The organism is Frankia canadensis (assembly GCF_900197875.1).
GTDB lineage: Bacteria > Actinomycetota > Actinomycetes > Frankiales > Frankiaceae > Frankia > Frankia canadensis.
Map to the genome: position 1 here is coordinate 17,421 of NZ_FZMO01000046.1, position 25,457 is coordinate 42,877.

At 73.7% G+C, this 25,457-nt stretch carries 21 protein-coding genes; 8 read left to right on the forward strand and 13 right to left on the reverse strand.

Annotated elements, in window-relative coordinates:
- Positions 1–43 precede the first annotated feature (43 nt).
- Genes C1A33_RS05560 through C1A33_RS05570 form a run of 3 tightly spaced genes read left to right on the forward strand, consistent with a single transcriptional unit; the run spans position 44 to position 2,435 of the window.
- Positions 44–346: an urease subunit gamma gene (locus C1A33_RS05560; protein ID WP_101830442.1), complete on the forward strand. Its 303-nt coding sequence runs from the start codon at positions 44–46 to the stop codon at positions 344–346.
- Complete coding sequence (locus tag C1A33_RS05565) at positions 343–699, forward strand: urease subunit beta (protein ID WP_101830443.1); 357 nt, start codon at positions 343–345, stop codon at positions 697–699. The genes C1A33_RS05560 and C1A33_RS05565 overlap by 4 nt, the downstream gene beginning before the upstream one ends.
- Positions 696–2,435 carry an urease subunit alpha gene (locus C1A33_RS05570; protein WP_101830444.1) on the forward strand — a complete coding sequence of 580 codons (1,740 nt, stop codon included), beginning with the start codon at positions 696–698 and terminating at the stop codon, positions 2,433–2,435. The genes C1A33_RS05565 and C1A33_RS05570 overlap by 4 nt, the downstream gene beginning before the upstream one ends.
- Here C1A33_RS05570 and C1A33_RS05575 read toward each other — a convergent pair.
- Together C1A33_RS05575 and C1A33_RS05580 are read right to left on the reverse strand one after the other, a co-directional pair.
- A complete protein-coding gene (locus C1A33_RS05575; protein ID WP_101830479.1) occupies positions 2,432–3,385 on the reverse strand; it encodes a phytanoyl-CoA dioxygenase family protein in 954 nt (317 codons plus the stop codon). The two genes, C1A33_RS05570 and C1A33_RS05575, sit on opposite strands and share 4 nt — an antisense overlap.
- A 227-nt stretch (positions 3,386–3,612) precedes the next feature.
- Positions 3,613–3,843 carry a hypothetical protein gene (locus C1A33_RS05580; RefSeq protein WP_101830445.1) on the reverse strand — a complete coding sequence of 77 codons (231 nt, stop codon included), beginning with the start codon at positions 3,841–3,843 and terminating at the stop codon, positions 3,613–3,615.
- Between the two features lie 79 nt (positions 3,844–3,922).
- On the opposite strand from C1A33_RS05580, the gene C1A33_RS05585 reads away from it, so the two are divergent.
- The gene (locus C1A33_RS05585) at positions 3,923–4,642 is read left to right on the forward strand and encodes an urease accessory protein UreF (RefSeq protein ID WP_243407225.1); all 720 of its coding nucleotides are present in this window, start codon (positions 3,923–3,925) and stop codon (positions 4,640–4,642) included.
- Here C1A33_RS05585 and C1A33_RS05590 read toward each other — a convergent pair.
- Positions 4,639–5,541 carry a TIGR03620 family F420-dependent LLM class oxidoreductase gene (locus C1A33_RS05590; RefSeq protein WP_101830446.1) on the reverse strand — a complete coding sequence of 301 codons (903 nt, stop codon included), beginning with the start codon at positions 5,539–5,541 and terminating at the stop codon, positions 4,639–4,641. The genes C1A33_RS05585 and C1A33_RS05590 overlap by 4 nt on opposite strands.
- 196 nt (positions 5,542–5,737) lie before the next feature.
- Between C1A33_RS05590 and C1A33_RS05595 the strand changes: the two genes are divergently transcribed.
- Both C1A33_RS05595 and C1A33_RS05600 read left to right on the forward strand, forming a co-directional pair.
- On the forward strand, positions 5,738–6,355 hold the full coding sequence (locus tag C1A33_RS05595) for a TetR/AcrR family transcriptional regulator (protein ID WP_101830481.1): 618 nt from the start codon (positions 5,738–5,740) through the stop codon (positions 6,353–6,355).
- Positions 6,352–7,185 carry an urease accessory protein UreD gene (locus C1A33_RS05600; RefSeq protein ID WP_101830447.1) on the forward strand — a complete coding sequence of 278 codons (834 nt, stop codon included), beginning with the start codon at positions 6,352–6,354 and terminating at the stop codon, positions 7,183–7,185. Before C1A33_RS05595 ends, C1A33_RS05600 begins: the two co-directional genes overlap by 4 nt.
- Before the next feature lie 27 nt (positions 7,186–7,212).
- Here the strand turns inward: C1A33_RS05600 and C1A33_RS05605 are convergent, their stop codons facing one another.
- Positions 7,213–8,520 carry a glycosyltransferase gene (locus C1A33_RS05605; RefSeq protein ID WP_243407226.1) on the reverse strand — a complete coding sequence of 436 codons (1,308 nt, stop codon included), beginning with the start codon at positions 8,518–8,520 and terminating at the stop codon, positions 7,213–7,215.
- Between the two features lie 244 nt (positions 8,521–8,764).
- Here C1A33_RS05605 and C1A33_RS05610 point away from each other — a divergent pair, with 244 nt between their 5' ends.
- Complete coding sequence (locus tag C1A33_RS05610) at positions 8,765–9,436, forward strand: TetR/AcrR family transcriptional regulator (RefSeq protein WP_101830448.1); 672 nt, start codon at positions 8,765–8,767, stop codon at positions 9,434–9,436.
- 84 nt (positions 9,437–9,520) lie between these two features.
- On the opposite strand, the gene hpnH is transcribed toward C1A33_RS05610, so the two are convergent.
- The 9 genes from hpnH to C1A33_RS05655 form a co-directional block, all read right to left on the reverse strand.
- Positions 9,521–10,525 carry an adenosyl-hopene transferase HpnH gene (gene hpnH / locus C1A33_RS05615; protein WP_101830449.1) on the reverse strand — a complete coding sequence of 335 codons (1,005 nt, stop codon included), beginning with the start codon at positions 10,523–10,525 and terminating at the stop codon, positions 9,521–9,523.
- A gap of 488 nt (positions 10,526–11,013) precedes the next feature.
- Entirely contained in the window at positions 11,014–12,891 is a 1,878-nt protein-coding gene (ispH, locus tag C1A33_RS05620; protein WP_101830450.1) for a 4-hydroxy-3-methylbut-2-enyl diphosphate reductase, read from the reverse strand.
- The gene (locus tag C1A33_RS05625; protein ID WP_101830451.1) at positions 12,888–15,044 is read right to left on the reverse strand and encodes a terpene cyclase/mutase family protein; all 2,157 of its coding nucleotides are present in this window, start codon (positions 15,042–15,044) and stop codon (positions 12,888–12,890) included. Before C1A33_RS05625 ends, ispH begins: the two co-directional genes overlap by 4 nt.
- 146 nt (positions 15,045–15,190) lie before the next feature.
- Entirely contained in the window at positions 15,191–16,207 is a 1,017-nt protein-coding gene (locus C1A33_RS05630) for a polyprenyl synthetase family protein (protein ID WP_101830452.1), read from the reverse strand.
- Positions 16,204–17,805, reverse strand: coding sequence for a hydroxysqualene dehydroxylase HpnE (gene hpnE / locus C1A33_RS05635; protein ID WP_101830453.1), 1,602 nt, complete (start codon positions 17,803–17,805; stop codon positions 16,204–16,206). Before hpnE ends, C1A33_RS05630 begins: the two co-directional genes overlap by 4 nt.
- Positions 17,802–18,716 carry a presqualene diphosphate synthase HpnD gene (gene hpnD / locus C1A33_RS05640; protein WP_101830454.1) on the reverse strand — a complete coding sequence of 305 codons (915 nt, stop codon included), beginning with the start codon at positions 18,714–18,716 and terminating at the stop codon, positions 17,802–17,804. Before hpnD ends, hpnE begins: the two co-directional genes overlap by 4 nt.
- Positions 18,713–19,732 carry a squalene synthase HpnC gene (gene hpnC, locus C1A33_RS05645; protein WP_101830455.1) on the reverse strand — a complete coding sequence of 340 codons (1,020 nt, stop codon included), beginning with the start codon at positions 19,730–19,732 and terminating at the stop codon, positions 18,713–18,715. The genes hpnD and hpnC overlap by 4 nt, the downstream gene beginning before the upstream one ends.
- Positions 19,733–20,082: 350 nt before the next feature.
- Positions 20,083–20,919 (reverse strand): SDR family NAD(P)-dependent oxidoreductase, encoded by an 837-nt coding sequence (locus C1A33_RS05650; protein ID WP_207770176.1) that lies wholly within the window; start codon positions 20,917–20,919, stop codon positions 20,083–20,085.
- A 1,241-nt stretch (positions 20,920–22,160) separates the two neighbouring features.
- Positions 22,161–22,922, reverse strand: a complete 762-nt coding sequence (locus C1A33_RS05655; protein ID WP_101830457.1) for a TetR/AcrR family transcriptional regulator — start codon at positions 22,920–22,922, stop codon at positions 22,161–22,163.
- Positions 22,923–23,093: 171 nt separating this feature from the next.
- Here C1A33_RS05655 and C1A33_RS05660 point away from each other — a divergent pair, with 171 nt between their 5' ends.
- Positions 23,094–25,382, forward strand: a complete 2,289-nt coding sequence (locus C1A33_RS05660; protein WP_101830458.1) for an MMPL family transporter — start codon at positions 23,094–23,096, stop codon at positions 25,380–25,382.
- The last annotated feature ends 75 nt before the right edge of the window (positions 25,383–25,457 follow it).

Consider the following 25,457-nt stretch of genomic DNA (forward strand, 5'->3'; position numbering starts at 1 on the left):
CGTCGCGCATCCGCGCCGCGGCGGCCTGCTAGGCTTCGCGCTCGTGCTGCTCAGCCCTCATGAACAGGAACGGCTGCTCATCCATGTCGCGGCCGGACTCGCCCGGGAACGACGCGCCCGCGGGCTTCGGCTGAACCATCCCGAGGCGACGGCGATCCTCACCTCGTTCCTGCTGGAGGGGGCCCGCGACGGCCGCACCGTCGCTGAGCTGATGCACGCGGGCCGCACCGTGCTGACCCGTGAGGACGTCATGGACGGGGTGCCGGAGATGCTCGCCGAGGTCCAGGTCGAGGCCACCTTCCCCGACGGCACCAAGCTGGTGACCGTCCACCGGCCGATCCCGTGATCCCCGGCGAGATCCTGCCCGGCGAGGGGTCCATCGAGATCAACGTCGCCCGGCCCGCCCGGACCCTGGTCGTGCGCAACACCGGCGACCGGCCGGTCCAGGTCGGCTCGCACTACCACTTCGCCGCGGCCAACCCCGCGCTCGACTTCGACCGGGACGCCGCCTGGGGCCACCGGCTCGCGGTGCCCGCCGGCACGGCCGTCCGCTTCGAGCCGGGCGTGGAGCGCGAGGTCGCCCTCGTCCCGCTGGCCGGCGCCCGCGTCGTCCCCGGCCTGCGGGCCGAGTGGGCCGGCGCGCTGGACAGCCGCACCGCCACCGCCGCCCTGCCAGGCTTCCTGGGAGAGGGATCGTGACCAGCCTCGATCGCTCGCGTTACGCCGCGCTGTACGGCCCGACGGTCGGGGACCGCATCCGGCTCGCCGACACCGACCTGTTCATCGAGGTCACCGAGGACCGCAGCCGGGGGCCGGAACTCGCCGGCACCGGCGACGAGGCGGTCTTCGGCGGCGGCAAGGTGATCCGCGAGTCGATGGGGCAGGCGCGGGCCACCCGGGCCGAGGGCGCGCCCGACCTGGTCATCACCGGTGCCGTCGTGCTCGACCACTGGGGCGTCGTCAAGGCGGACGTGGGGGTGCGCGACGGGCGGATCGTCGCGCTCGGCAAGGCCGGCAACCCGGACACGATGGACGGCGTCCACCCGGACCTGGTCATCGGCCCCGGCACCGAGATCATCGCCGGCAACGGGAAGATCCTCACTGCCGGGGCGGTGGACTGCCACGTGCACCTGATCTGTCCGCAGCAGGTGCCGGAGGCGCTCGGCGCCGGGATCACCACGCTGATCGGCGGCGGCACCGGGCCGGCCGAGGGCACCAAGGCGACGACCGTCACACCCGGCCCGTGGAACCTGGCCCGGATGCTCACCGCGATGGACGACTATCCGGTCAACATCGTCCTGCTCGGCAAGGGCAACACGGTCCACGAGGCGGCGATGTGGGAGCAGCTGCGCGCCGGTGCCGCCGGCTTCAAACTGCACGAGGACTGGGGCACCACCCCGGCGGCGATCGACGCCTGTCTGCGAGTGGCGGACGCGTCGGGTGTGCAGGTCGCGCTGCACTCGGACACGTTGAACGAGGCCGGTTTCGTCGAGGACACCCTCGCCGCGATCGCCGGCCGGGCGATCCACGCATACCACACCGAGGGTGCCGGCGGCGGCCACGCACCGGACATCATCACGGTCGCGGCGGCCGGCAACGTGCTGCCGTCGTCGACGAACCCGACCCGCCCGCACACCGTCAACACCCTCGACGAGCACCTCGACATGCTGATGGTCTGCCACCATCTCAACCCGAGCGTGCCCGAGGACCTGGCCTTCGCCGAGAGCCGGATCCGGCCGTCGACGATCGCCGCCGAGGACGTCCTGCACGACCTCGGCGCCATCTCCATGATCGGCTCGGACTCGCAGGCGATGGGCCGCATCGGCGAGGTCGTGCTACGCACCTGGCAGACGGCGCACGTGATGAAGCGCCGCCGCGGCGCGCTGCCCGGAGACGGTGGCGCCAGCGGCGGAGCGGACAACGCCAGGGCTCGGCGCTACGTCGCCAAGTACACGATCTGCCCGGCGGTGGCGCACGGGCTGGACGCGCAGATCGGCTCGGTGGAGCCCGGCAAGCTGGCGGATCTGGTGCTCTACGATCCGGCGTTCTTCGGGGTGCGCCCGTCGCTGGTGCTCAAGGGCGGGTTCATCGCCTGGGCGGCGATGGGCGACGCGAACGCCTCCATCCCCACCCCGCAGCCGGTGCTGCCCCGCCCGATGTGGGGGGCCGCCCGCGGACCGGCGGCGGCGACGTCGCTGACGTTCGTGGCGCCGGCCGCGATCGAGGACGGCCTGCCCGAGCGGCTCGGCCTCGCGACGCCCGTCGTCGCGGTCGAGGACGTGCGCCGGCGCGGCAAGGCCGACCTGCCGGAGAACACCGCCACCCCGGACATCCGCGTCGACCCCGACACGTTCACCGTCTACGTCGACGGGGAGGCGATCGAGGCCGACCCGGCCAGCGAGCTGCCGATGGCCCAGCGGTACTTCCTGTTCTAGCGGGCGGCGTTCTTGATGAACTGCTGGCGGTAGCTGGCGCGGTCGCCGGCGTAGTAGCCGGCGCGGACGTGCCGGCGGGTGGCGTCGTCCTGCGTCGCGCGGGCGGCCGAGTGCCACAGGTAGGCGTCATGCAGCAGCAGGTCGCCGCGGTTGGCGTAGAGGGCGATCTCCCCGGGGACCCTCTCGAAGCCCAGCGGCATCGGCGCGGGGGGCTCGGCGTCGGTGTATCCCCCGGCCGGGCGGGCGTCCGCCGGCACCTCGACGTTGTTGATGTTGAGGTAGGGCGCCGGCGTGGCCCAGCGGTGCGAGCCGGGGACCACCCGCAGGAACCCGTTGGCGGGGCTGGTCTCGTCGATGTGGATGGTGAACGCGGCCCCGGGCCAGACGTCGAGGCTCGGCATCGCCTGCCAGTCGGAGTGCCAGCCGATGCGGGTGTAGCCGGACTCCTGGCCGGGACGGGCGTCCTGGAACACCACCCCGGAACCGGCGCCCTCGAGCATCCACACCTGTCCGCCGAGCAGCCGGCGCAGCAGTTCTACCAGCAGCGGATGCGTCGCCGACGCCCGCACCGCCGGGGAGAGCTCCTCCACGTGCTCGACGTAGTTCACGTACGGCCGCGCGTCGGAGCCCGCCCGCGCCAGGACCGACACCGCCCGTTCGGCGGACGCCCCGTTCCCGTTCGGCTGGGCCTGCCCCTGGTCAGGGCGGTCCAGGTGGCGCGCGTCGAGGTACTGGGTCGAGCCATGACGCCGCGAGACGGATCCGGCGAGGACGCCCTGCTGCGCCCGGACACACTCGTCCTCGATCCGGTCGATCAGCGACGGCGCGAGCAGGCCGCGGAGCAGGACGAAGCCATGCTCGCGGTAGAAGTCGGCCAGGCCCGGCACGGCCAGCGGATCGGGCCCGTCCGGATCGATGTCGAAGACCCCGAGGCCCGCGACCTCGGGCATGGACGGCACGCCGCGTGCCGGCTCGGCGTGACCGCCGCCGCCCGGCCGTGGGCCGCCGCCCACCGCACCGGTCTCGCCCTGGCCAGACCTCGGATCTCCCACGCGCCGTCCCCTTCCCTCGCTGCGCTCTCGACGGCCCGGGCACGCTTGCGACCAGGCCTTTCGGAACATCACACGGTACGGGCGAGGAGTTTCGCCCTCGTTGCCATGGCGCCCGCCGACGCCCGCTAGTGTCGGGTGCGGCCGCGCGTGCGGTGACCGGTGCCGTGGCTCGACCCCGAGCTGGACCGCTCGCAGTCCCACTCGTGGTCGTGGCTGTCCCACCTGGCCTGATAGCCCGCCGCGCAGCGGGGTTTCGGCGGTCGGTCGTTCCCACAGGAGGCAAGTGCCGGCACCAGCACGGCCGGCGCCAGCAGCAGGCCGGCCAGGCGCAGCCGGCGGGCACCTCGTCGATGCATCGGTCCTCGTCCCCCATCCCCGTCCCACGCGGCCGTCCGGCCCGCCCGGGGCTGAACTCTCGCACAGGAGGTGCCGGACATGACCGAACTGTCGCCCGACCGACCGGGGCTGGGCGCCGCGGCGGAGTCCGCGGCGCGGCGGGCGACGCTGCTGGTGCTGGCGGACGGCCGAATGCCGACCGGGGGGCACGCCCATTCGGGCGGGGTGGAGGCGGCGGTCGTGGAGGGCAGCCTCGCGGACGTGTCTGACCTGGAACGATTCCTGCTCGGCCGGCTGCACACCGCGGGCGTGGTCGCCGCCGCCTTCGCCGCGGCGACCTGCCTCGCGTTGGCCGGCGACACGGGCGCGGATCCCGGCATCGCCGAGTTGGACGCGGAACTGGACGCGCGCACCCCGTCCCCCGCCGCGCGGGCGGCCAGCCGAGCCCAGGGGCGCACCCTGCTGCGCACCGGCCGCGCCGCCTGGCCGGTCCCGCCGGGCCCACGCGCCCCGCATCACCCGATCGCGCTGGGCATGGTCTGCGCCGGCGCCGGGCTGGCCCCCGCGGACGCCGCCCTCACCGCCGCGCACCTCACGGTCACCGGCCCCTCGACGGCCGCGACCCGCCTGCTGGGTCTGGACCCCATCGCCGTCACCGCCGTCACCGCCCGGCTCGCGGGGGACGTGGCGGGCGTCGCGCGGGCGGGCGAGCGGGCCGCCGGTCTCCCGCCCCGCGACCTGCCGGCCCACACCGGCATCCGGCTCGAGCACCTCGCCGAGCGCCACCGCCTCGCCAGCCCGCGCATGTTCACCTCCTAGTAGGCAGCGCCCACCAGCAGCGGAGCCAGCCGTTCGAGCTGGTCGACGGCCGCGGGGAGATCCGCCGCGAACGGATGCACGAGGACGTGGTCGGCGCCGGCGTCGAGCTGCGCGGTCAGCCGGGCCGCGACGGCCGCCTCGTCGCCCCAGGCGAGCAGGTCGTCGATGAGCCGGTCGCTGCGGCGGCCGAGCACATCCGCCTCGCTGTACCCGAGGCGCAGGTAGTGCCGGGCGTACGGGGAGTGTGCGGCCCCCACGCCGGCGTCGAAGATGGCCCGCAGCCGGCTCCTCGCGGTGTCCGGATCGGTCTCGAGGACCACGGACTGATGCGGGATGACCAGCGAGCCCGGCCCTACCGCCGCCCGCGCGGCCGCCGTGTGCGCCACGGGCTGCAGGAACGGATGGACCCCGTGCGCGCGCTCGCGCGCGAGCTCGTGGGCCCGAGGCCCGAGGGCGGCCAGCACCAGCGGGTAGTCCGCCAGCTGGTTCGCGGTGTCGGCCGGCCGCGCCATCGCGTCGAGGTACTCGCGCAGCATGCCCAGCGGGCGCTCGCCGGAGTGACCGCCGAGCCCGAGCACGAACCGGCCCGGATAGGCCTCGGCGAGCGTCGCGGCACCGGTGTGCATCGCGGTCGCGGCCCGGTTGCCGATGTTGGCGATCCCCGCGCCGACCACGATCCGCTCGGTCGCGGCGAGCATCAGCCCCAGCTGCGCGAACGCCTCCCGGCTGCGCATCGAGGAGGCGACGGGCGTCTCCCCGGTCCAGATCGAGCCGTACCCGAGCCGCTCGATTCGGACGAGCTCCCGCCGCTGGACCTCGACCGAGGTGACGCCGAGCACGTAGGGCGGAATCCAGACACCGAACCTGCCCAGTCGCTCGCGGACTCGTTCCACCATCATCCGTGCCGCCCTTCGACGCTCGCCGCCAAGCGGAGGATGCCTCCGCTGGATCGAAGTCACCTTATCGGAGGCACACTCCGCAAAGGTCGTGCGGGCGGTGAGCGCCGAGGAGGTACCCTCCCCTCGTCACCGCAAGGGAAGTGACGGCCGACCGTGATGCGGCGGAGACAGTGATGCGGCGGCGGAGGGAGTGGCGGTGAGCGGTCCCACCGGCACCCGGCCCAGACGTTCGGACGCGCGAGCCAACCGCGACCGTCTCCTCGCCCAGGCTCGCCAGGCCTTCGCCGAGCACGGCATCGACACCTCACTGGAGGGGATCGCCCGCCAGGCCGGGGTGGGCATCGGCACGTTCTACCGCCACTTCCCCTCCCGCGAGGCGCTGCTCGAGGCCGTGCTGCACGACCGGTTCGACCTGCTCACCAGGCGGGCCCAACAGTTGTCGGCCATGGCCGCGCCCGAGGAGGCGCTGATCATCTGGCTGCGGGAGTTCCTCGACTTCGCCAGCACCTATCGCGGGCTCACCGCCGCGCTCGCGCGCACCCTGCGGGACGCTGACAGCGACCTGCACGCGGCGTGCACGTCGATGCGCGGCGCCGGCGCGTCGCTGGTCACCGCCGCCCAGGGGGTGGGCGCACTGCGCCGCGACCTTGGCGTCCTTGAGGTGTTCACGCTGGTCACCGGCATCGCGTGGGCGTTCGAGCAGTCCTCCTGCGGCGCGCCCGGGCCGCTCGCGATCGATCGGGTGCTCGCGCTCGCCCTCGACGGCCTGCGTGGGCCGGCCGCTGCCGAGGACCCGGCGGCGGCGCCGCGGTGACGTCCCTGTCCCCGGCGGCGCACCGCACGGGTCGCACGGCGATCCGCGCCAGGGCGGCGATCCAGGTCGACCTCGGGCCGCAGGGGTTGCCACGGGTGAGCGACCTGCGCTCGGAGGTTCCGATCGTCCTGCGCCTGACCGCCACGCAGCGGGCGACGGCGACGGATCAGGCGGCCGCGACGGTGCACCTGGTGGGTGCCGCGGCGGGCCCGCTGGCGGGCGATGACCTGCGGCTCGACATCGCGGTCGGCGGCGGGGTGCGGCTGCTGGTGCGCTCGGTGGCCGCCATGGTGGCGCTGCCGGGATGGGGGCCGGGGCCGTCGCGGTTCGCCGTGTCCGCCGAGGTCGCCGACGGCGGCGCGCTGGAGTTCGCGCCGGAGCCGACCGTCGTCGCCGCCGGCGCCGACCACGCGTCGACGATCGACGTCCGGCTCGGGGCCACCGCACGGCTGCTGCTGCGGGAGGAGATCCTGCTGGGCCGCTTCGGCGAGGCCCCGGGATCGTTCCACGGAACCCTGCGCGTCGACGTGTCCGGCGCCGGGCCCGCCGCGACGCCGGCGCCGCTGCTGCGCCAGGACCTCGTGCTCGGCCCGGACGTGCCGGGCATGCGCGGGCCAGCCCATCTCGGCGCGGCCCGCGCCGTCGGCTCCCTGCTGGTCGCCGGGCCCGAACAGGCTGGACCCGCGGTGGACGCCGGCGTCGCCGACGGCGCCGCGCTGCTGCCCCTGGCCGGACCGGGCTATCTGGTCTCGGCGATCGCGGACGACGCCGTCAGCCTGCGGCGACGGCTGCTCGCGGGGCCGGCGGACCCCGTCTGGCGGCGGGCGTAGCCGACCGCCGGCCCGGACCGACCAGCCTCAGGCGTGCCCGGCTTCGGCCTCGTCGAGAGGACCGCTCGGCTCGGGCACGGCCGTGGCCACCGGGCGGGACACGCCGTCGTTCCAGGGATCGCGCGGCGGTTCCACGATGGTCGCGGGCCGGGCCGCCGTCGCGGTCGGCGCGCCGTGGTCGGCGTAGGTGCGCCCCTTCCAGGCGGCGCCGCGGCCGGCCCGTTTCAGGCGCGCGGAGTCGACCGTCATCCCGCAGTAGAGGGCGGCGACGGCGGGCAGGAGCAGGGCGCCGGCCAGGGGCTGTCGGTAGTAGCGGATCATCGGCAGGTAGGACAGCGTCATGATCAGCCAGGCGACGGCGCCGACGATCGCGACCGTCGCGTCGCCGGCGGCGAGGCCCGCGATGGTCGCGGCGACGGGGACGACGAAGACGAGCGTCATCCCCAGCACCGTGCCGAGCAGCAGCAGCGGCGAGTGGCGCAGCTGGGCGTACGCGCTGCGGGACACCATCTTCCACAGGTCGGCCAGCCGCGGGTAGGGGCGGCGGCTGTGCACCTGCTCGGCGAGTCCGAGCCAGGTCCGACCGCCGGAGCGCTTGATGATCCGGGCGATGGCCACGTCGTCGATGACCGCGCCGCGGACCTCCGCGAGCCCGCCGGCCGCGAGCAGGGCCTCCCGCCGCACGAGGGAGCAGCCGCCGGCGGCGGCCGCCACCCGCGAGTTCGGCCGGTTCGACCAGCGGAACGGATAGAGCATCGCGAAGAAGTAGACGAACGCCGGGACGATGAGGCGCTCCCAGACGGTCTCGGCGCGCAGCACCGCCATCTGGGAGACCATGTCCAGGTCCTGTGTGCAGGCGGAGGCGACGAGGCTGGTCAGCGAGCCCGGGTCGTGGGCGATGTCGGCGTCGGTGAGCAGCAGGAACTCGGCGTCGCCTGCACAGTCGACGCCCCGGCGCAGCGCCCACAGCTTGCCGGTCCAGCCGGGGGGCGGCTCCGTCGACGCGGTGACGGCGGCCGTCACGTTCGACCCGCCGCGCTTCGCCGCCTCGTCCGCGAGCGCCCGCGCCACCTCGGTCGTGCCGTCTGTGGAGCCGTCGTCGACGAGGATGAGCCGCGCGGGACCGGGGTAGTCCTGGGTGAGCAGCGTCGGCAGGGTCACGGGCAGCACGTCCGCCTCGTCCCGGGCGGGAATGATGATCGCGACGCTGGGCCAGACGCTGGGGGCCCGGCGGGCCGGCAGGCGCTGGTCGGTCCGCCAGAAGAAGCCATGACCGACGGCCAGGTACAGCCAGGCGAGCAGCGAGGCGAGGGCTATCCACTGGATCACAGTCACAGAGAGTGATGCTGCCACGGGAAGTGGGCGCAGGTCCGCCGTGCGGGGTAATTAAGCGTAAAGAACTTTTGGTGTTGCCCCTGGTGGCGACCTCGAAGCGGCGGAACCGGGGACGCGGCTAGCACCGTCGTGCCATTCTGACCTCGGGCGGGTGGCCCGCAGTCGGGTGACCTCCGGCTCACCCCGACCGGTCCCTGGTTCCCGCAGCCGCCGCGCAGGGCCGCCGCTGCACCATAATCGAGGGGTGACACGTAGCCGTCGTTCCGAGCAGACGGCTGACACCCGTCAGGCCCTCGTCTCGGCAGCCCGCCGCCGGTTCGCCGAGCAGGGATTCGCCGCGACCGGCACCGAGGAGATCGTCGCTGACGCCCAGGTGACCCGCGGCGCCCTGTACCACCACTTCCGCGACAAGGCCCAGCTGTTCCGGACCGTCATGGAGCAGGTCGCCACCGAGGTCGCCGAGAAGCTCGTCGCCGGCGAGCTCGCCCGCGACGCCGAGCTGCCCAGCGATGCCTGGACGCAGCTGCGCTCCGGTTTCCAGTCGCTGCTCGACATCTCCACCGCGGACAGCGACTTCCAGCGCATCGTGCTGATCGACGGCCCCGCCGTCCTCGGCGGCGAGGCGTGGGACGAGCTGGTCGAGCGGCACGGGTACCGGCTGCTGTCCGAGTGGCTGGAGCGGGCGATGACCGAGAAGAGCATCGCCCCCGTGCCGGTCGCCCCGCTGACCCGCCTGGTGGCCGCCCTGCTGTCGGAGGCGAGCATCTACACCGCCGGCGCCGCCGATCCGGACACCGCCCGCGTCGAGGTCGGCATCGTGCTCGACCGCCTGGTGCGCGGCCTCAGCCTTGGCAGCGACGACCTCTCCGACCAGTCCTCCGTCAGCGCCGACGGCAGCCCGCCGCGCGTCTGCTGACGTCGTCCTGGCCGAAACGCCGAACGCCGCCCCGGCCGGAGAGATCCGGCCGGGGCGGCGTCGACGAGGTGGTACAGCGGCCCGTCAGGCCTGGCGGGAGGCGCGAATGGACTCCTTGAGCGAGCCCATCGTGGCCAGCACGGCCGACGTCTCGTACCCGCAGTGCGCCATGCAGTTCGCGCAGCGCGGGTCCTTGCCGCGGCCGTAGGAGTCCCAGTCGGTGGTCTCGACGAGCTCCTTGTAGGAGGAGACGTAGCCGTCGCTCATCAGGTAGCAGGGCTTCTGCCAGCCGAACAGCGAGTAGCTCGGAATGCCCCAGGCGGTGCAGTCGAGCTCCTTCTTCCCCTCCAGGAAGTCGAGGAAGATCGGCGAGTGGTTGAGCCGGAACCGCTTGCGCCGGCCGTCCGCGAAGACCTTGGCGAACATCTCGCGGGTCTCCTGCACGGCGAGGAAGTGCTCCTGGTCGGGAGCCTTCTCGTACGCGTAGCCGGGCGAGAGCTGGATCTGGTCGACCTTGAGGTCGTCGTTGAGGAACGTCAGGATGTCGATGACATCCTGCGGGCTGTCGTTGTTGAAGAACGTGGAGTTCGTCCCGACGCGGAACCCGGCGGCCTTGGCCGCGTGGAACGCCCGGACGCACTCGTCGAACGTGCCCTCCTTCTCCACCACCGCGTCGTGCCGCTCGCGCAGCCCGTCGATGTGCAGGACGAAGGTGAAGTAGGGCGACGGGGTGAAGTTCTTGAGCTTCTTCTGCAGCAGCAGCCCGTTCGTGCACAGGATCACGAACTTCTTGCGCTTGACCAGCTCGTTGACGATCTCGTGGATCTGCGGGTGCATGAGCGGCTCACCGCCCGCGATCGCCACGACCGGCGCACCGCACTCCTTGACGGCGGCGAGCGCGTCGTCGACGCTCATCCGCTGCTTCAGGACGGACGCCGGGTGCTGGATCTTGCCGCAGCCCGTGCAGGACAGGTTGCAGGCAAACAGTGGCTCGAGCTCCAGCACGAGCGGGAAGTGCTTGCGACGCAGCAGCTTCTGCTTCGCCAGGTAGGTACCGATACGGAGCTGGTACCGCCACTCAACCGCCACGGCGTAGCTCCCCTCTCTCAGGTCGCCGGTGAAGGACCGATGATCGCTGCACTGACCATACAGCCTGTACGTACAGCCTGCATGTGGATCGTGTGATGAACTGCCGCACAGCCACGTCGCAAGACCGACGCTTCGTGCGCGCAACGTTGACGTGGGCAAGATAGGACCAGGTCAGGGGCATGGTCGCGGGACCGGTCGGCGCCGCGATAGCGGGTCGCGGCGCCGCGCCCCCGACCTTCGACGCCTCGTCGGAGGTGGACCACCCCACCACCCGGCCTCGCCATTACCGAGAGTGACATGGGCTCGCGCCCTGCGCGACTCGAGCGCCGGCGAGGCCGAGGGCCGGGCACGTCCCGCGCGCACGCGAGCGGGCCCGGACCTCGGCATGGGTCGCGACCTCGCCACCAGGCGGGTCCCAGCCGGGACCGGCGGCAGGCGGGCGGGCCGGGGAGGCGGTCAGGCGAGGATGTGATCAGGTGGGGATGTGGTCAGGCCGGCGAGGAGGGAGTCGCCGCCGCTCGGCGCAGTTCCTTGGGCAGGTGGAAGGCGACCGTCTCGCGGCCGACGGAGCGTACGGAAACCTCGGTGCGCCCGAGACCGGACAGCGCCTCGGTGAGCTCCTCGACGAGCGACGGCGGCGCGGAGGCACCGGCCGAGATGCCGACCGTCTCCACGCCGTCCAGCCAGGCCAGCCGCACGTCGCCGACGTTCTCGACCAGGTGGGAGGCCGCTCCGTCGCGCTGGCTGACCTGCACCAGGCGGACCGAGTTGGCGCTGTTCGCCGAGCCGACGACGAGGACGAGCTGCGCCGCGGCCGCGACCTTGCGCACCGCGTTCTGCCGGTTGGATGTCGCGTAGCAGATGTCCGCGGAGCCCGGGCCGACGATGGCCGGGAAGCGGTCCCGCAGCGCGTCGACGACCTCGGCGGCCTCGTCCAGGGCCAAGGTCGTCTGCATGAGGTAGGTGACCCGCTCGGGGTCGTCGACCTCGAGGGAGTCGACCTCGGCGGCGGACTGCACCAGCCGGATGCGGCCGGGAGCCTCGCCGAGGGTGCCGTCGACCTCCTCGTGACCGGCGTGGCCGATGAGGAACACCGTGTCGCCGCGGGTGGTGAAGCGGCGGGCCTCGGCGTGCACCTTCTCGACCAGCGGACAGGTCGCGTCGATGACGGACAGCTCGCGGGTGCCGGCCTGGTCCCAGACCGCGGGGGCGACGCCGTGCGCGGAGAACACCACGGTGGCGCCGGCCGGCACCTCGTCGAGCTCCTCGACGAAGACGGCGCCGCGTGCGGCCAGGTCGGCGACGACGTGCGAGTTGTGCACGATCTGCTTGCGGACGTAGACGGGCGCCCCGTGCACCTCCAGCGCCCGCTCGACGACCTCGATCGCGCGCTCGACGCCGGCGCAGAACGCCCGCGGCTCGGCGAGCAGCACCGTGCGACGGCCGACCGCCGCCGCCCAGGCGCCGATCGGCGGGCCGAGGCGGCGCAGGGTGCGCAGGCCGACGACGCCCCGGCGGAGCATGTCGACCCGGCCGAGCGGCTCGTCGGCGGTGTCGACGATCACCCGTACGGCGGCGAAGGGAACGTCACCGGCCCCCTGGGCGATGGGCCCGCTCTCCATGTCCACGGCGATGGCGCCGGTGGCGGCCAGCCGGGTCCGCTCGTCGCCGGTGGCGATCTTCGCGACGGTGACGATCGGGCCGACGTGCACGGTCAGGCCGAGCCGGCGCAGGTCACCGGCGAGCAGCGGGGCGGAGGCGCACCGGCCGACGACCCGGCCGTCGACGCCGCGGATCTCGCTGGCGACGACCACGTCACCCGGCCTGATCCCGGCGGCGAGGCCACCGGAGAGGCCCACGATGGCGACCGCGTCGGGCCGTGCCTCGCGGACGACCCGGGCCGCCCGCTCGGCCCGTTCCGGGCCCATCCCGGTCCGAATCATGATCGTGTCGGTGGGCAGGCCGGACCGTCCGGCGGCCATGGCCTCGAACCGCAGCGCCGTGGCGACCACGAGCCGGGCGCGCCGCCGCGCCGACCCGGCGGCCGCGGGCGTGACCGCGGGCCGGGGTGAGACGGCTGGCGCGGGCGGGGTGACGGTCACCGTGGCGGCGGGCGTGCCTCCCGCCGGGCCGGTGAGGGTCGCGGTGGACGCGGTGCCGCGCCGACCGGCCACGCCGACAGCGGCGTGGACGGCCGAGCGCCGGTGGACGGCCGACGAGGGCACCGACGGCGACAGCGGATCCTGCGTGGGGATCACCGCCGCCTCGCCGGTGGCGCCAGTGCCACCCGAGGAGCGAGTGGCGCCGTCACCCGCGGCGGCGCCGGGGGCGGCCCGGTCGCCGCCCGGGGATGCGGACGTGTTCATGACGTGGACACCCCGGTGAGGCTCACGTACCGACCGAGTGCCGTCAGTGGGAAGACCAGCCGGTACAGGTTGTAGTTCAGCGAGAAGTCCCACGGGAAGCCGGTGCCGGTGAAGTAGGGCTCGTCCCAGGTGCCGTCGGGCCGCTGGGTCTCGCACAGCCACCGCACGCCGCGCCTCACCGCCAGGCTGTTCGGGTCGACGGCCAGCAGCGCGAGCAGCGCCCACGCCGTCTGGGAGGCGGTGAGCGCGCCCCGGCCGATCCAGGCCGGATCGGTGTAGGAGCGCAGGTCCTCGCCCCAGCCACCCTCGGGTGCCTGGTGCTCGACCAGCCAGCGCACCGCGGCGGTGATCGCCGGGTGGTCGGTCGGCACGCCGGCGGCGATCAGCGCCGGCACGACCGCCCCGGTGCCGTAGACGTGGTTCACGCCCCAGCGCCCGAACCACGATCCGCCCGGCTCCTGGTTGTCCAGCAGCCACTGGACGGCCCGCTGGGTGATCGGGTGATCGGAGCGGCCGAGGTCGGCGAGCATCTCGACGAGGTGCGCCGTGACGTCCGCCGACGGCGGGTCCACGACCTCGCCGAAGTCGCAGAACGGGATCTTCGTGGCGAGCATCCGGACGTTGTCCGCGTCGAAGGCGCCCCAGGCACCGTTCGACGAGCGCATCCCGACGCTCCAGTCGACCCCGCGGGCCGCCGCCGCGCGCATCGCGGCGGCCAGCGCCGGGTCGGCGTCCTCGACGGTGGGCCGCCCCGCGGCGGCGTGCTCGTACGCGCCGCGCAGCGCCGGCGGGACGACGTGCTCGGCGCCGAGCAGGCGGCGCAGCGCCAGCACGACCTCGGCGGTGTCGTCGACGTCGGGGTAGAAGTCGTTGTCGAACTCGAACGCCCAGCCGCCGGGGGCGAGCTCGGGGCGGCGGACCGCCCAGTCGCCGGCGACCCGGACCTCCTCGTCGACGAGCCAGCGGCCGGCCTTCACCATCGCCGGGTGGTCCGCGGGCACGCCCGCGTCGGCCAGGGCCACCACCGCGAGCGCGGTGTCCCAGACCGGCGACTGACAGGCCTCGATCTGCCGGATCGGGCCTTCCGGCGTGTCGCGGCGGATCACGAACCGCTCCATCCCACGGAACGCGGTGGCGATCACCGGGTGGTTGAGCGGGTAGCCCATCAGGTGCAGCGCCATGACGGAGTAGACCCACGGCGGCTGGATGCCGCCCCAGCACCCGTCGGCCTCCTGGCGGGCGACGACCCACTCGGTGGCCCGGCGCAGCGCCAGGGTGCGCAGCAGCCCGATCGGCCGGCGCTCATAGCGGTGCAGCGCCCGGTCGAGCCGCTGGAAGACGCCCTCCCAGCTGCGCAGCGGCGCCAGCTTGCGGGCGGGCGCCGCGACCTTGAGCTCGTCGATGTCGAAGCCGAGGTCGTGTGACGGGCGCAGCGAGCCGACGATCGTCAGCGCCACGACCGTCTGCCGCGCCCAGCAGGCGAAGTCGTAGACGTTCAGCGGCACCCACGACGGCAGGAAGATCAGTTCCGGCGGGATCACCGGCACGTCGTCCCACGACCACTGGCCGAGGGCGGCCAGCCAGATCCGGGTGAACACCCGGGAGGCGGCCACCCCGCCCTTCGCCCGCACCAGCTCGGCCGCCCGCGCCATGTGCGGCGCGTCGACGGCGTCGCCGGCCAGGCGCAGCGCGATGTAGGCCTCGATGGTGGTGGACAGATCGGCCGGTCCGCCGTAGAAAGTGGCCCAGCCGCCGTCGTCGAGCTGCTGGGAGCGGACCCACCGGGCGGTCTGCTCGGTCTCCTCGGCCTCGCGGATGCCGAGGAACTGCTTCATGAACAGATCCTCGGCGTCCATCGTGACGTTGGTCTCGAGGTCACCCTTCCACCAGCCCTCGTCGTCCTGCAGGGCGAGCAGGTGGTCCCGGGCCCGCGCCGCGGCGGTGTCAGCGCTGATCGGGCCGGAGCCGGCCGCGGGGGCCGGCGCGGCGCCGTCGGTCGCCGTGCTCTCGCGCGGCGCCGATGCGGTGGGCAGCGGCGGTGAGGACCGGGAGATCCCGTAGGCATCGGCGGTGGCGGGCACCGGGATGGTGGGCCGCTTCACGCTCTGCTCGGCCGCCGGAGCAGCCGGAGACGGGTCCGAGGTCAGGCTCATCGACGACTCCCCTCGTCGTACGTGCGATGGTCAGGCGAACGGTCACCAGGCTGGTCGCCGCCCCACCACCCGGCGGCACCCCGACCTGGGACGGGGCGGCGGGTGGTCCAGGCGGCATGAGCGCCTGTGCACACCTGCGGCCTCCTTCAGCGATCGCGCTCGGTCACGAAACGGGCCAGCGCGAGCAGCTCGGCCTCGGCCCGCTCCGGCATCGACTGCGAGCGCAGGACGTTCTCACACGCCTTGAGCTGGCGGTCCGCCTCGGCGGTCGTCCAGTCGCGGCCGCCGGCCCGCTCGATGAGCTCGGCGATGTGGGCGAGTTCCGCTTCGCTGGCCTCGCCGGTGGTGGTGAGGAAGGCGCGCAGCTCGTCGGCCGCGGCGCCGCCGGCCTCGAGGGCGACGACGACCGGTACCGACTTCTTGCGCGAGCGCAGGTCCGACAGCACCGGCTTGCCGGTCACCGACGGGTCGCCCCAGATACCGAGCAGGTCGTCGATGAGCTGGAAGGCGGTGCCCAGGCGCGAGCCATACTCGGCCAGCGCGTTCACCAGTTCGTCGTCGGCGCCGGCGAGCATGGCGCCCAGCGACGCCGAGCAGGCCAGCAGCGCGCCGGTCTTGCCGTCCTCCATGTGCAGCGTGTCGGCCACGGTGACGTCGGAGCGGCGCTCGAACATCAGGTCCTCGGCCTGGCCGCGGACCAGTTCCTGCACGCCGGCGCTCAGCGACAGCGCGGCGCGCCGAGCCGGCTCGCCGGGCACCTCGAGCAGGATCTGGACGGCGAGCCCGAGCAGGGCGTCGCCGGCCAGGATCGCGCCGTCGGCACCGAAGACCGTCCAGGCGGTGGCCCGGTGGCGGCGCTCGGTGTCGCCGTCCATCAGGTCGTCGTGCAGCAGCGAGAAGTCGTGGACCAGCTCGACGGCGACGGCCGCGGGCAGGCCGACCTCCGCCGGCGCGCCGGCCGCCTCGGCGGACAGCAGCGCGAGCGCCGGGCGCACGAGCTTGCCGCCGCCACCGGTCAGCGGCTCGCCGGCGGCGTCCACCCAGCCGCGGTGGTAGGCGACGACGTGGCGAAGACGCGGGTGCAGGCGGTCCACCACGGCGCGTAGCGCCGGCACGGTGAGGGTCCGCCCCCGCTCGATCGCATCCGGAACCGTCATGGTCATACCGGGAATCCCCCAATGGATGAGTGGCCTTGCTGGCCGGTGGGCACCGGCCCAGCGGCCACCGTCGACCCGGTGGCCGCCGCGTTCTCCCCCCGTGGATCCGGAAGATCCGACACTTCCGATGGCAACAGCCGGGCCGCGCCGCTCGCCGGATGCCCGCCGGCGGACCGGGCCAACCCGGTGACGACAACCCCCATGCCGGCCAGGCTCTCACGGGCCGCAGCGAGTCCGCTACGCACGGCCGATTCCATGGTCGCGGGCCACCCGGTGTCGGTCCACGTCCCGGCCAGGGCGAAGTGGGGCAGGCCGGTCGACGCTCCCGGGCGCAACGCGAGCGAACCGGGCGCCTGCCGGAAGGTCGCCGTGCGCTCCCGGGTCACGAAGACCTCGATCGGCTCGGCGGCGCGGGCGGCCGGAAACAGCCGGGCCATCTCCTCGACGAACATCGCCCGCAGCTCGTTCGCCGGCCGGTCGATCCAGGGCCCGGCCGCCGACTGCGACAGCGCGAGATACTGGGCGCCGGGCGGGCCGGAGGCGGCGAGGCCGGAGGAGATCGTCCGATCGAAGATCCACTGGATCGGCGAGTCGACGACGGCGAGGAACGGCCCCTCGATCACCTGCCGGGGGTAGATCATGTGCACGTTGATGATCGGCGAGTCACCGAGCTCGCCCAGCGCCGCCCGGTCCGTCGTGGCATCCGCCGGCAGCAGCGCGGCCGCGGCGGGCGGCTGCACCGCCAGCACGACCGCGTCCGCGCGCAGCTCGCCGGACTCGTCGGTGCCCGCGACCGCCTCCCCACGGCCGGTGCCGCCGGCGGTGACGGCCAGGCGCCAGGTGCCGCCGGCCGCGGCGGTGATCGAGCGGACCTTCGCACCGAGCCGCACGTCGGCGCCGGCGGCGGCCAGGGCGCTGGCCGCCGCGTCGCCGTGCAGCCGGGACAGCGGCACCTCGGCCCAGCCGAGGTCGCCGGCGTCGGCGCCCTCCAGCAGGCCGGTGCGCACGACCTTCGCGGCCAGGCCCAGCGACGCCTCGTCGGCCGGCGCGTTCAGCGTCGCGACCGTCAACAGCTCCCACAGGGCCGACGTCGCCGCCGGGCCCTGACCGTGCGCGGCGAGCCAGCTGCCGAACGAGCGCCCGTCCACGGCCGCGGAGCGCTGGTCGAGCCGGCCGAGCTGGAACGCGGCGAGCCCGGCGCGCAGCCGCTCGGCCAGCGGCAGCGCCCGGTAGCCGAGCAGCGCCGGGGCCAGGTGCAGTGGCGCGGGCAGCCGAACGCTGGTGCGGCGCAGCCGGGTGCGGGTCAGCGAGTCGCCGAGCAGCACCGGGACGTCGAGGCGGGGCTGCAGCGTCGTCAGGTGCTCGACGCCCAGGCGCGCGAGCAGGCCGCGGTAGGCGGTGCAGCAGCGCATGAACACGTGCTGACCGGTGTCGATCCACAGCTCGCCGCGCCGGAACGACGTCGTCTGCCCGCCGAGGCGGGGACGGGCCTCCAGCAGGGTGACCCGTACCCCGCTGTCCGCGGCGAGCAGTGCCGCGGCCATCCCGGCGAGGCCGCCGCCGACGACAACGAGATGCCGCCGGTGATCCTCCCGGACGCTCATGCGGCGCTCGTCTCCGGTCGGCCCGCGAGGCTGCGGGCGGCGACGACCGCCTTCTGCCAGCCCGGCAGCGCCAGGCGCCGGTCGAGCACGGCGCTCGGGTCGTTCTTGATCCGGCGGTTGAGCCGCAGATAGATCCCGGCCATCGCGCCGCAACAGGCGGCGCTGCGACGGTCCAGCAGGTCGAGCAGCACCATCCCGCGGGCGTACCAGTCCTCGGCGCGCTGCGCGGAGGAGCGCAGGTAGCCCAGCAGCGCCACCGGCGGCCCGCCGAGGTGGCCCGACGCGTCGACGGACAGCTCGATGCCCGCGGCCTTCAGTTCCTGCGCCGGCAGGTAGATCCGCCCGCCGATGAGGTCCTCGCGCACGTCGCGCAGGATGTTGGTCTGCTGCAGCGCGACCCCGAGCGCGTCGGCGATCGCCGGCGCGGACCGGTTGTTCGCGGCCGCCTCGGTGCCGAAGATGCCCAGGGACAGCCGGCCGATGGTGCCGGCGACGAGCCGGCAGTAGCCGACCATGTCGTCGAACGTCTCGTAGGTGGTGCCGTGCACGTCGCTCTCGACGCCGTCGGCCAGCTCGATGAACGCCTCCAGCGGGATCGGGAAGCGGCGGGCCGCGTCGGCGAGCGCGACGTAGACCGGGTCGTCGGAGCTGTTCTCGCCCAGCCCGTGCACCTCGGCGCGCACCCCGGCGAGCCCGGCGAGCTTCTCCTCGTCGGGCAGGTCGCCGTCGCCGATGTCATCAAGCCGGCGTGACAGCGCGTACACGGCGGACAGCGCGCCGCGCTTGTCTGGCGGGAGCAGCCTGATGCCATAGGAGAAGTTGCGCGCCGCCTCACGGGTCAGCGCCTCGCAGGAGGCGTACGCCTCGGCGACGGTCGGCCGGCGCGACGCGCCCGCGGCTGAGATGCTCATCGTCCCTCCCCCGCCGTGGAGCCGGCGGACCCGGTGGATCTCGCCGCACTGCCGGCGGCGCCGGCCGTGCTGGTGACGCTCGCGACCGCCGCCGCGGTGCGCGCCGCGCCCGCCGCCGCGGGACCCGACGCGCGGGCCAGGGCGACCAGCGCGAAGCCCGCCAGCCGCGGCTTCGGCGCCTTCGGCGGGCCGCCGAGAACGTCGTAGCCGGCCCGGCGGATCGCGTCGAGCGCGGCGCGGCCGCCGCCGACGAAGCCGGCCAGCGCGAACCGCAGCCGGCCCGGCACCATCGACACCAGTGGGGCGCCCTGGTCCATCACCGTACGGGCCCGCGCCACCTGGAAGGCCATCAGGTGCCGCACCGCGGGACCGGCCGAGCGCGCCCGCAGGTCCGCCTCGGTCACCCCGAACGCGTCGAGGTCCTCCAGCGGCAGGTAGATCCGCCCGGCGGCGAGGTCCTCGGCCACGTCCTGCCAGTGCTCGACGAGCTGCAGCGCGGTGCAGATCCGGTCGGAGAGCACCACCCGATCGGGGGTGGCCAGGCCGAACACGCCGAGCACCATCCGCCCCACCGGGTCCGCCGACAGCGTGCAGTACTGGACGAGGTCCTCGAAGGTGGCGTATCGGGTGACCCGCTGGTCCTGCCGGTTCGCCTCGACGAGGCGCTCGAACGGCTCGGCCGGCAGGTCGCAGGCACGCACGGTGGGGGCGAGGCGGCGCAGGACCGGCAGCTCGGGCTCACCGCCGGACCAGATCAGCGCCAGGTCGTCGCTGAGCCGGTCAAGCAGGGCGAGCCGGTCCCCGTCCGCCTCGTCGCCGATGTTGTCGACGAACCGGCAGTAGGCGTAGATGGCATGGAAGTGGGAGCGGACCGCCGCGGGCAGGACGATCGGCGAGACCGGGAAGTTCTCCGCCGGCGCGGCGAGCAGCAGCTGCTCGGCGGGAGTGGACAGGCCCGTCGCGCCCGACGGCGCAGGCGTGCGGGGTGGGCCGGTTGGGGCGTCGATGGCGGTCATACGCCTCTCCTTCGATGACGGTCTGCACTCCGGGCGACGTGTTCCGGGGTCGGGCTCCAGGACGGATCGGGGTCCGGGGCGTTCGGAGCCGGGCGGATCGGTCTCGGCGGGGGAATCCGGGCCGGGCGGAGCCGCCGGGAACCGTCCGCGGCAGACCGCGACGGGATTCCAGCTGGACGGGGACGCGGCCCAGTGAGGCGGTGCGGGACCGGGGGCGCTGGGCGCGCCGCCGGCCCCGCCCGGCGCGTCTGCCCCAGCGGTCACGAAGGCCGCCGGGGAGTGTCGTCGGTGTCACTCACCCCCAAGGGGGGCCGGCACGGGCCGGCCCGCACGGTACTCGGATCGCCGGATCATCCGAAGACTCCGGCCAGTCTGCGGTACAGCGACGGCATCGCGTCGTGGATGCGCACGGCTCCGTTGAGCCAGCCGGGCACCCAGACCTCCGCGCTGCCCCGCCCCGCCGCCGCCAGCATCCGCTCGGCGACGAGCGCCGCCGGGATCGGACGCGGCCAGCGCCGCACGTACGGTGCGCCGCGGCGGTGGAAGAACGGGGTGTCGACCACTCCGGGCAGGCACAGGGTCACGGTGACACCGCGCCCGGCGACCTCGGCCCGCAGCGCGTCGGCGAACCCACCCATCGCCGCCTTCGTCGCGGAGTAGGCGACCTCGCCGCGCACGCCGAGCGCGCCGGCGATGCTGCCGACGATCAGAATCCGGCCCTGCCCCCGATCGAGCATGGCCGGTAGCATGGCCCGGACCAGCGCCATCGGCGACAGGACATTGACCGCGACGAGCTGCGCGATCGCCTCCTGCGACATCATGTCGAACGGTCCGGCGGCTCCGAGTCCCGCGGAACACACCAGCAGGTCGACGTCTCCGAGCAGCTCACCGGCCCGGGAGGCGACCGCCACCTCCGAGCCCGATGTAGCCAGGTCGACGGCGATGCGGTGTCCCTCCGTCGCCGCCGCGACCTCGTCCAGCGCGGAGCCGTTGCGGCCGACCAGCAGCGAGCGGCAGCCGCCCGCGGCCAGCAGCAGTGCGGCCTCCCGACCGATGCCGCTGGAGGCACCGGTCACCACCGCTGTGCGCGGTGGCCAGATTGCTGGGGCCGCGCCCGTTCTCGCGGCCCGATTGGTGAGGACGGTCAACCCTCCGTCACGGAAAGCAGGCCGGGACCGTGTGCTCACGACACACCACTTCCGGTCGTTCCTTTCACGCCGTTCTCCCCCGCGGGCACTGGTTGCACGTCACCTACTACTTTCCCCACTCATCTCGCCCCGCGTCGCGAGGTGGTCCGACCAAACCTGATCGGCACGGTCCGATGGCACGACCTCATCCGCCGGACCGCCGCATCGGCCGCTCCCCGGGGCCATGCCGATCCGAACAGCTACTACCTGTCAACCGTCGGGCTCAGGACCGTGGACGCCGACACCATCCCGCGCCCACCTGGTCCATGACTCCACCATTTCACCGTCCCGCCGCCGGGTCGTCCATGGTCAGATGGGCGACATCGACCGGGCGGAACCCCGGCGAGACTCCGGTCTCCCTATCACACTCCCGCTATCCTGGTGGCCTCGCCGGTATCGGCGAGACGAACTGGTATCGGGCCCGCGGACGCGGTCCGATTTGGCGCCCGCACGAAGGATTCTGGATCAGCCGCGACGCGACTGAACCACTCCACCCGGGCGGCCCGGCTATTACGGTGATTTCCGCCCGCAATGCCGGTGAGGGAATTTCCGGGTGCCGGCCCGCGCCCCGGCGATCGCGCCGGCGCCGCCGTGGACCCGAGCGCCCGGCCGGCACCGCGGACGCTCCCGGCACCCGCGGCCCGACCGGCACCCGCGGCCCGACCGGCAGGGCAGGCACCTGCGGGCCCCCGGCACGCGCAGGCCCGTGACCTGGCCCGCCGGCGCCGCATCGTCAGTCCGACCCGGGCGCCGCACCCGCGGCGACCCGCTGGGGACGGGGCTCATCCGTGACTCGTCCCCACCCCGGTCCAGGCCGGCGCGAGGCGAGCGCCCCGCGGGCCGCGTGGGCATCGTCCGAGCACTGATCCATCCTCCACACGACAACCACCCTACCGCCTTCGACAAAGGTGATCGAAAGCGGCATTTCTCCGAACCTAATGGACGGACCACCCGGTACCGATATCTCCCGGGACGGTGATATCGGACACACGGCATAGATCCCCCGGCCGCGGCGCTCAGAGGACGGCGATGACACGGAGCGGGCCGGCACGTTCGGTGGCATCGAGGTGTTGGCCACCCCCGAACGGATACTCAGTCGACCTGGCCGCTCACCCGAACTCGATCGCCGCGAATCCGCGCGGCCGTCCGGCGGACGGACTACCCCGGGTGCGTACCCGCCGGGAATCACCCACCATCCGGACCCGGTGCGGCGGACCCCGCGGCGCCGGCGATGTCGCGAACTACACGCACGTTCCGGCGGCCTCGGGGCGGCGCGACCCGTCCTCGCCCCCGAGCGCCGCGAGCGCGGCGGCGACGATCTCGTGCCGTTCGGCGGCGGTGACCAACGGCCACAGCCCCTGCGATATCCGCGTCGCGAGCGAGCGCAGCGTCGACGAGCAGACCGCGTCGACATCCTCCCCACCCGCGCCGCCGCCCGCCGTCACGGCCCGCGGCCCGCAGCCGGCGCCACCGCGGCCCACCGACGCCGCGGGCTCCGTGGCGGCCGCCCGCTCCAGCGCCCGGCCCATGATCCCCGACTTCAGCGCGCCGATGGCGCAGTGCGCCCGCAACAGCCGCGCCTGCGACGGCGAGGGCCCCGCCAGCGCGCGGACGAGGGCGTGCTGCAGGGAGAGCATGTCACTCTCACCGATCTTGCGGTGAATGATCGACGGATCGTTGACGAACACAAGCAGCACGCCACCCGACCCGGACATCAGCTCGGCCAGCCGCTCGACCACGATCCGGGGCCCGGGCGGCGGGTTCTGCCGGACCAGATCGACCAGCCGGGCGAGTTCGGACATGAACGGCTGCAGCAGCGCGTCGAGAATCGTTTCCTTGGAGGGGAAGTGATAATAGAGCGCTGCCTTGGTCACGCCGAGCCGCTCTGAGATGTCCCTCACAGAGGTGCCGGCGTAGCCCTGCTCCCCGAACAGGCTCATCGCCGCCGCGAGGATCCGCGACCTGGTGTCGCCCGGCGACTCGGGCGCTGTCGACTCGACCATGACGGATCCACACCCTCCGATCGAGTCCGCGACGAATGTTACCCTCAACCCTACCTACTGAACGACCGGTAAGTTCGGGGCTCGAACCCACCCACGCGCAACCCACGCACCCGCGATCAACACCTCGCCGGTGACGACACCGCCCGATCATCAAACGTTCGAGGGGAAACCGTGGCATCGCTCGCCCGATGGTGCTTCAGGCACCGCCGGCTCGTCCTGCTTCTGTGGATCGTCGCCCTGATCGGGCTCGGCGGGATCAGTCAGGCGGCCGGCAACGACTACAAGGACGCCTTCTCGCTGCCCGGAACGGACTCCCAGAAGGCCATCGACCTCCTGCAGCGCGACTTCCCGGCGGCGTCCGGCGACAGCGCCACGATCGTCCTGCACAGCCGCACCGGCGCTCCCCTGACCGACCCCGCGCTGCGCGGGCCGGCGACGGAGATGCTCGACAAGCTGGCCACGCTGCCGCACGTCTCCGCCGTCCACAGCCCCTTCGAGCGGGGCGGCGAGACGCAGATCAGCAAGAGTGACGGCCTGACCGCCTTCGCATCGGTCGACTTCGACCAGCAGGGCATCGACCTGCCCAAGGACGACATCCAGACGTTCGTCGACACCGCCCGCTCCTCCGACTCGTCGTCGTTGCAGGTCGAGGCCACCGGCCAGCTGGTGGCGGTCATCGAGCAGCAGGAGCAGAGCTACAGCGAGCTCATCGGCATCGTGGCCGCCGCGGTCATCCTCTTCCTCGCGTTCGGCTCGCTGCTGGCCGTCACCCTGCCGCTGATCACCGCGATCATCGCGCTCGGCGTCGGCAGCATGCTCATCATCCTGTTCTCGCACGTGATCACGATCGCCGAGTTCAGCCCGATCCTGGCGACGCTGATCGGCCTGGGCGTCGGCATCGACTACGCGCTGTTCATCGTCAACCGGCACCGGATCGGCCTGCGGGCCGGCAAGAGCCCCGAGGAGGCCGCGGTCACCGCGGTGAACACCTCGGGCCGCGCGGTGCTGTTCGCCGGCATCACCGTCTGCATCGCGCTGCTGGGCATGTTCGCCCTCGGGGTGAGCTTCCTGTACGGCGTGGCGATCTCGGCGGCGGTCGTCGTCGCGATGACGATGTTCGCCGCGGTCACGCTGCTGCCGGCGCTGCTCGGCTTCTACGGCATGCGGGTGCTCAACCGGCGGGACCGCCGCCGTCTCGCCGAGGACGGTCCCGAGCACGCGAGCACCTCGGGCTTCTGGTGGAACTGGGCCAAGCGCATCGAGCGCCGGCCGCAGCTGTTCGCCGTCGTCAGCGGCGTCGTGATCCTGGTGATCGCGGTCCCGTTCTTCTCGCTGCGGCTCGGCTCGTCCGACCTCGGCAACGGCGACACGTCCAAGACCACCAAGCGCGGCTACGACCTGCTCGCCGACGGCTTCGGCCCCGGCTTCAACGGGCCGTTCTCGCTCGTCGCCGAGATCCGCTCCCCGCAGGACAAGGCCACCTTCGACGCCGTGGTCCGGGCGGCCCGGACCACCCCGGGCGTCGCCTCGGTGTCCGAGCCGCGCGAGAGCCCCAAGGGCCAGGCGGAGATCGCCACGCTCTACCCCACGACCAGCCCGCAGGCCGAGGACACCTCGAAGCTGCTGCACCGGCTGCGCGACGACGTCGTCCCGCAGGCCAACCAGACGAACACCGGCATCTACATCGGCGGTATCACGGCGATCTTCGAGGACTTCTCCAGCACGCTGTCGGACAAGCTGCCGCTGTTCATCGGCGTCGTGGTCGTCCTCGCCTTCCTGCTGCTGGTGGCGGTGTTCCGCAGCCTGCTGATCCCGTTGACCGCGTCCGTGATGAACCTGCTCGCCGTCGGTGCCTCGTTCGGCATCGTGGTGGCCGTGTTCCAGTGGGGCTGGGGCTCGTCGGTGTTCAGCGTCACCGGCGGCCCGGTCGAGGCGTTCATCCCGGTCATCCTGTTCGCGATCCTGTTCGGCCTGTCCATGGACTACGAGGTCTTCCTGGTCAGCCGGATGCACGAGGAGTGGACGGCGCGGCGCGACAACCAGCTGGCCGTCTCGCTCGGGCAGGCCGAGACCGGCCGGGTGATCTCCGCGGCCGGCGGCATCATGACGCTGGTGTTCGCCTCGTTCATCCTGGGCGACGACCGCGTCATCAAGCTGATGGGCCTCGGGCTCGCGAGCGCGATCGTGATCGACGCGTTCATCATCCGCACGGTGCTCGTGCCGTCGCTGATGCACGTGTTCGGGCGGGCGAACTGGTGGGTGCCGTCCTGGCTCGACCGGATCCTGCCCCGGATCTCGGTGGAGGCGGCCGAGGACATCGAGGAGATCCGCCACACCCCGCTGCCCGCGGACGCGCTGCCCGCAGCGGCGATCCCGATCGGCGGTGGGCACGTCCACGAGGTCCCCGGCCAGGCGCACCACGAGTCGGACGCGCCCCGCGCGGGCGAACCCACGCACTGACCTGACCCGAACGCCTGACCCGACCCGAACGCGCCGAACCCCCGCCGGCCGCCCGTACGCCGGGCGCGCCTGGCG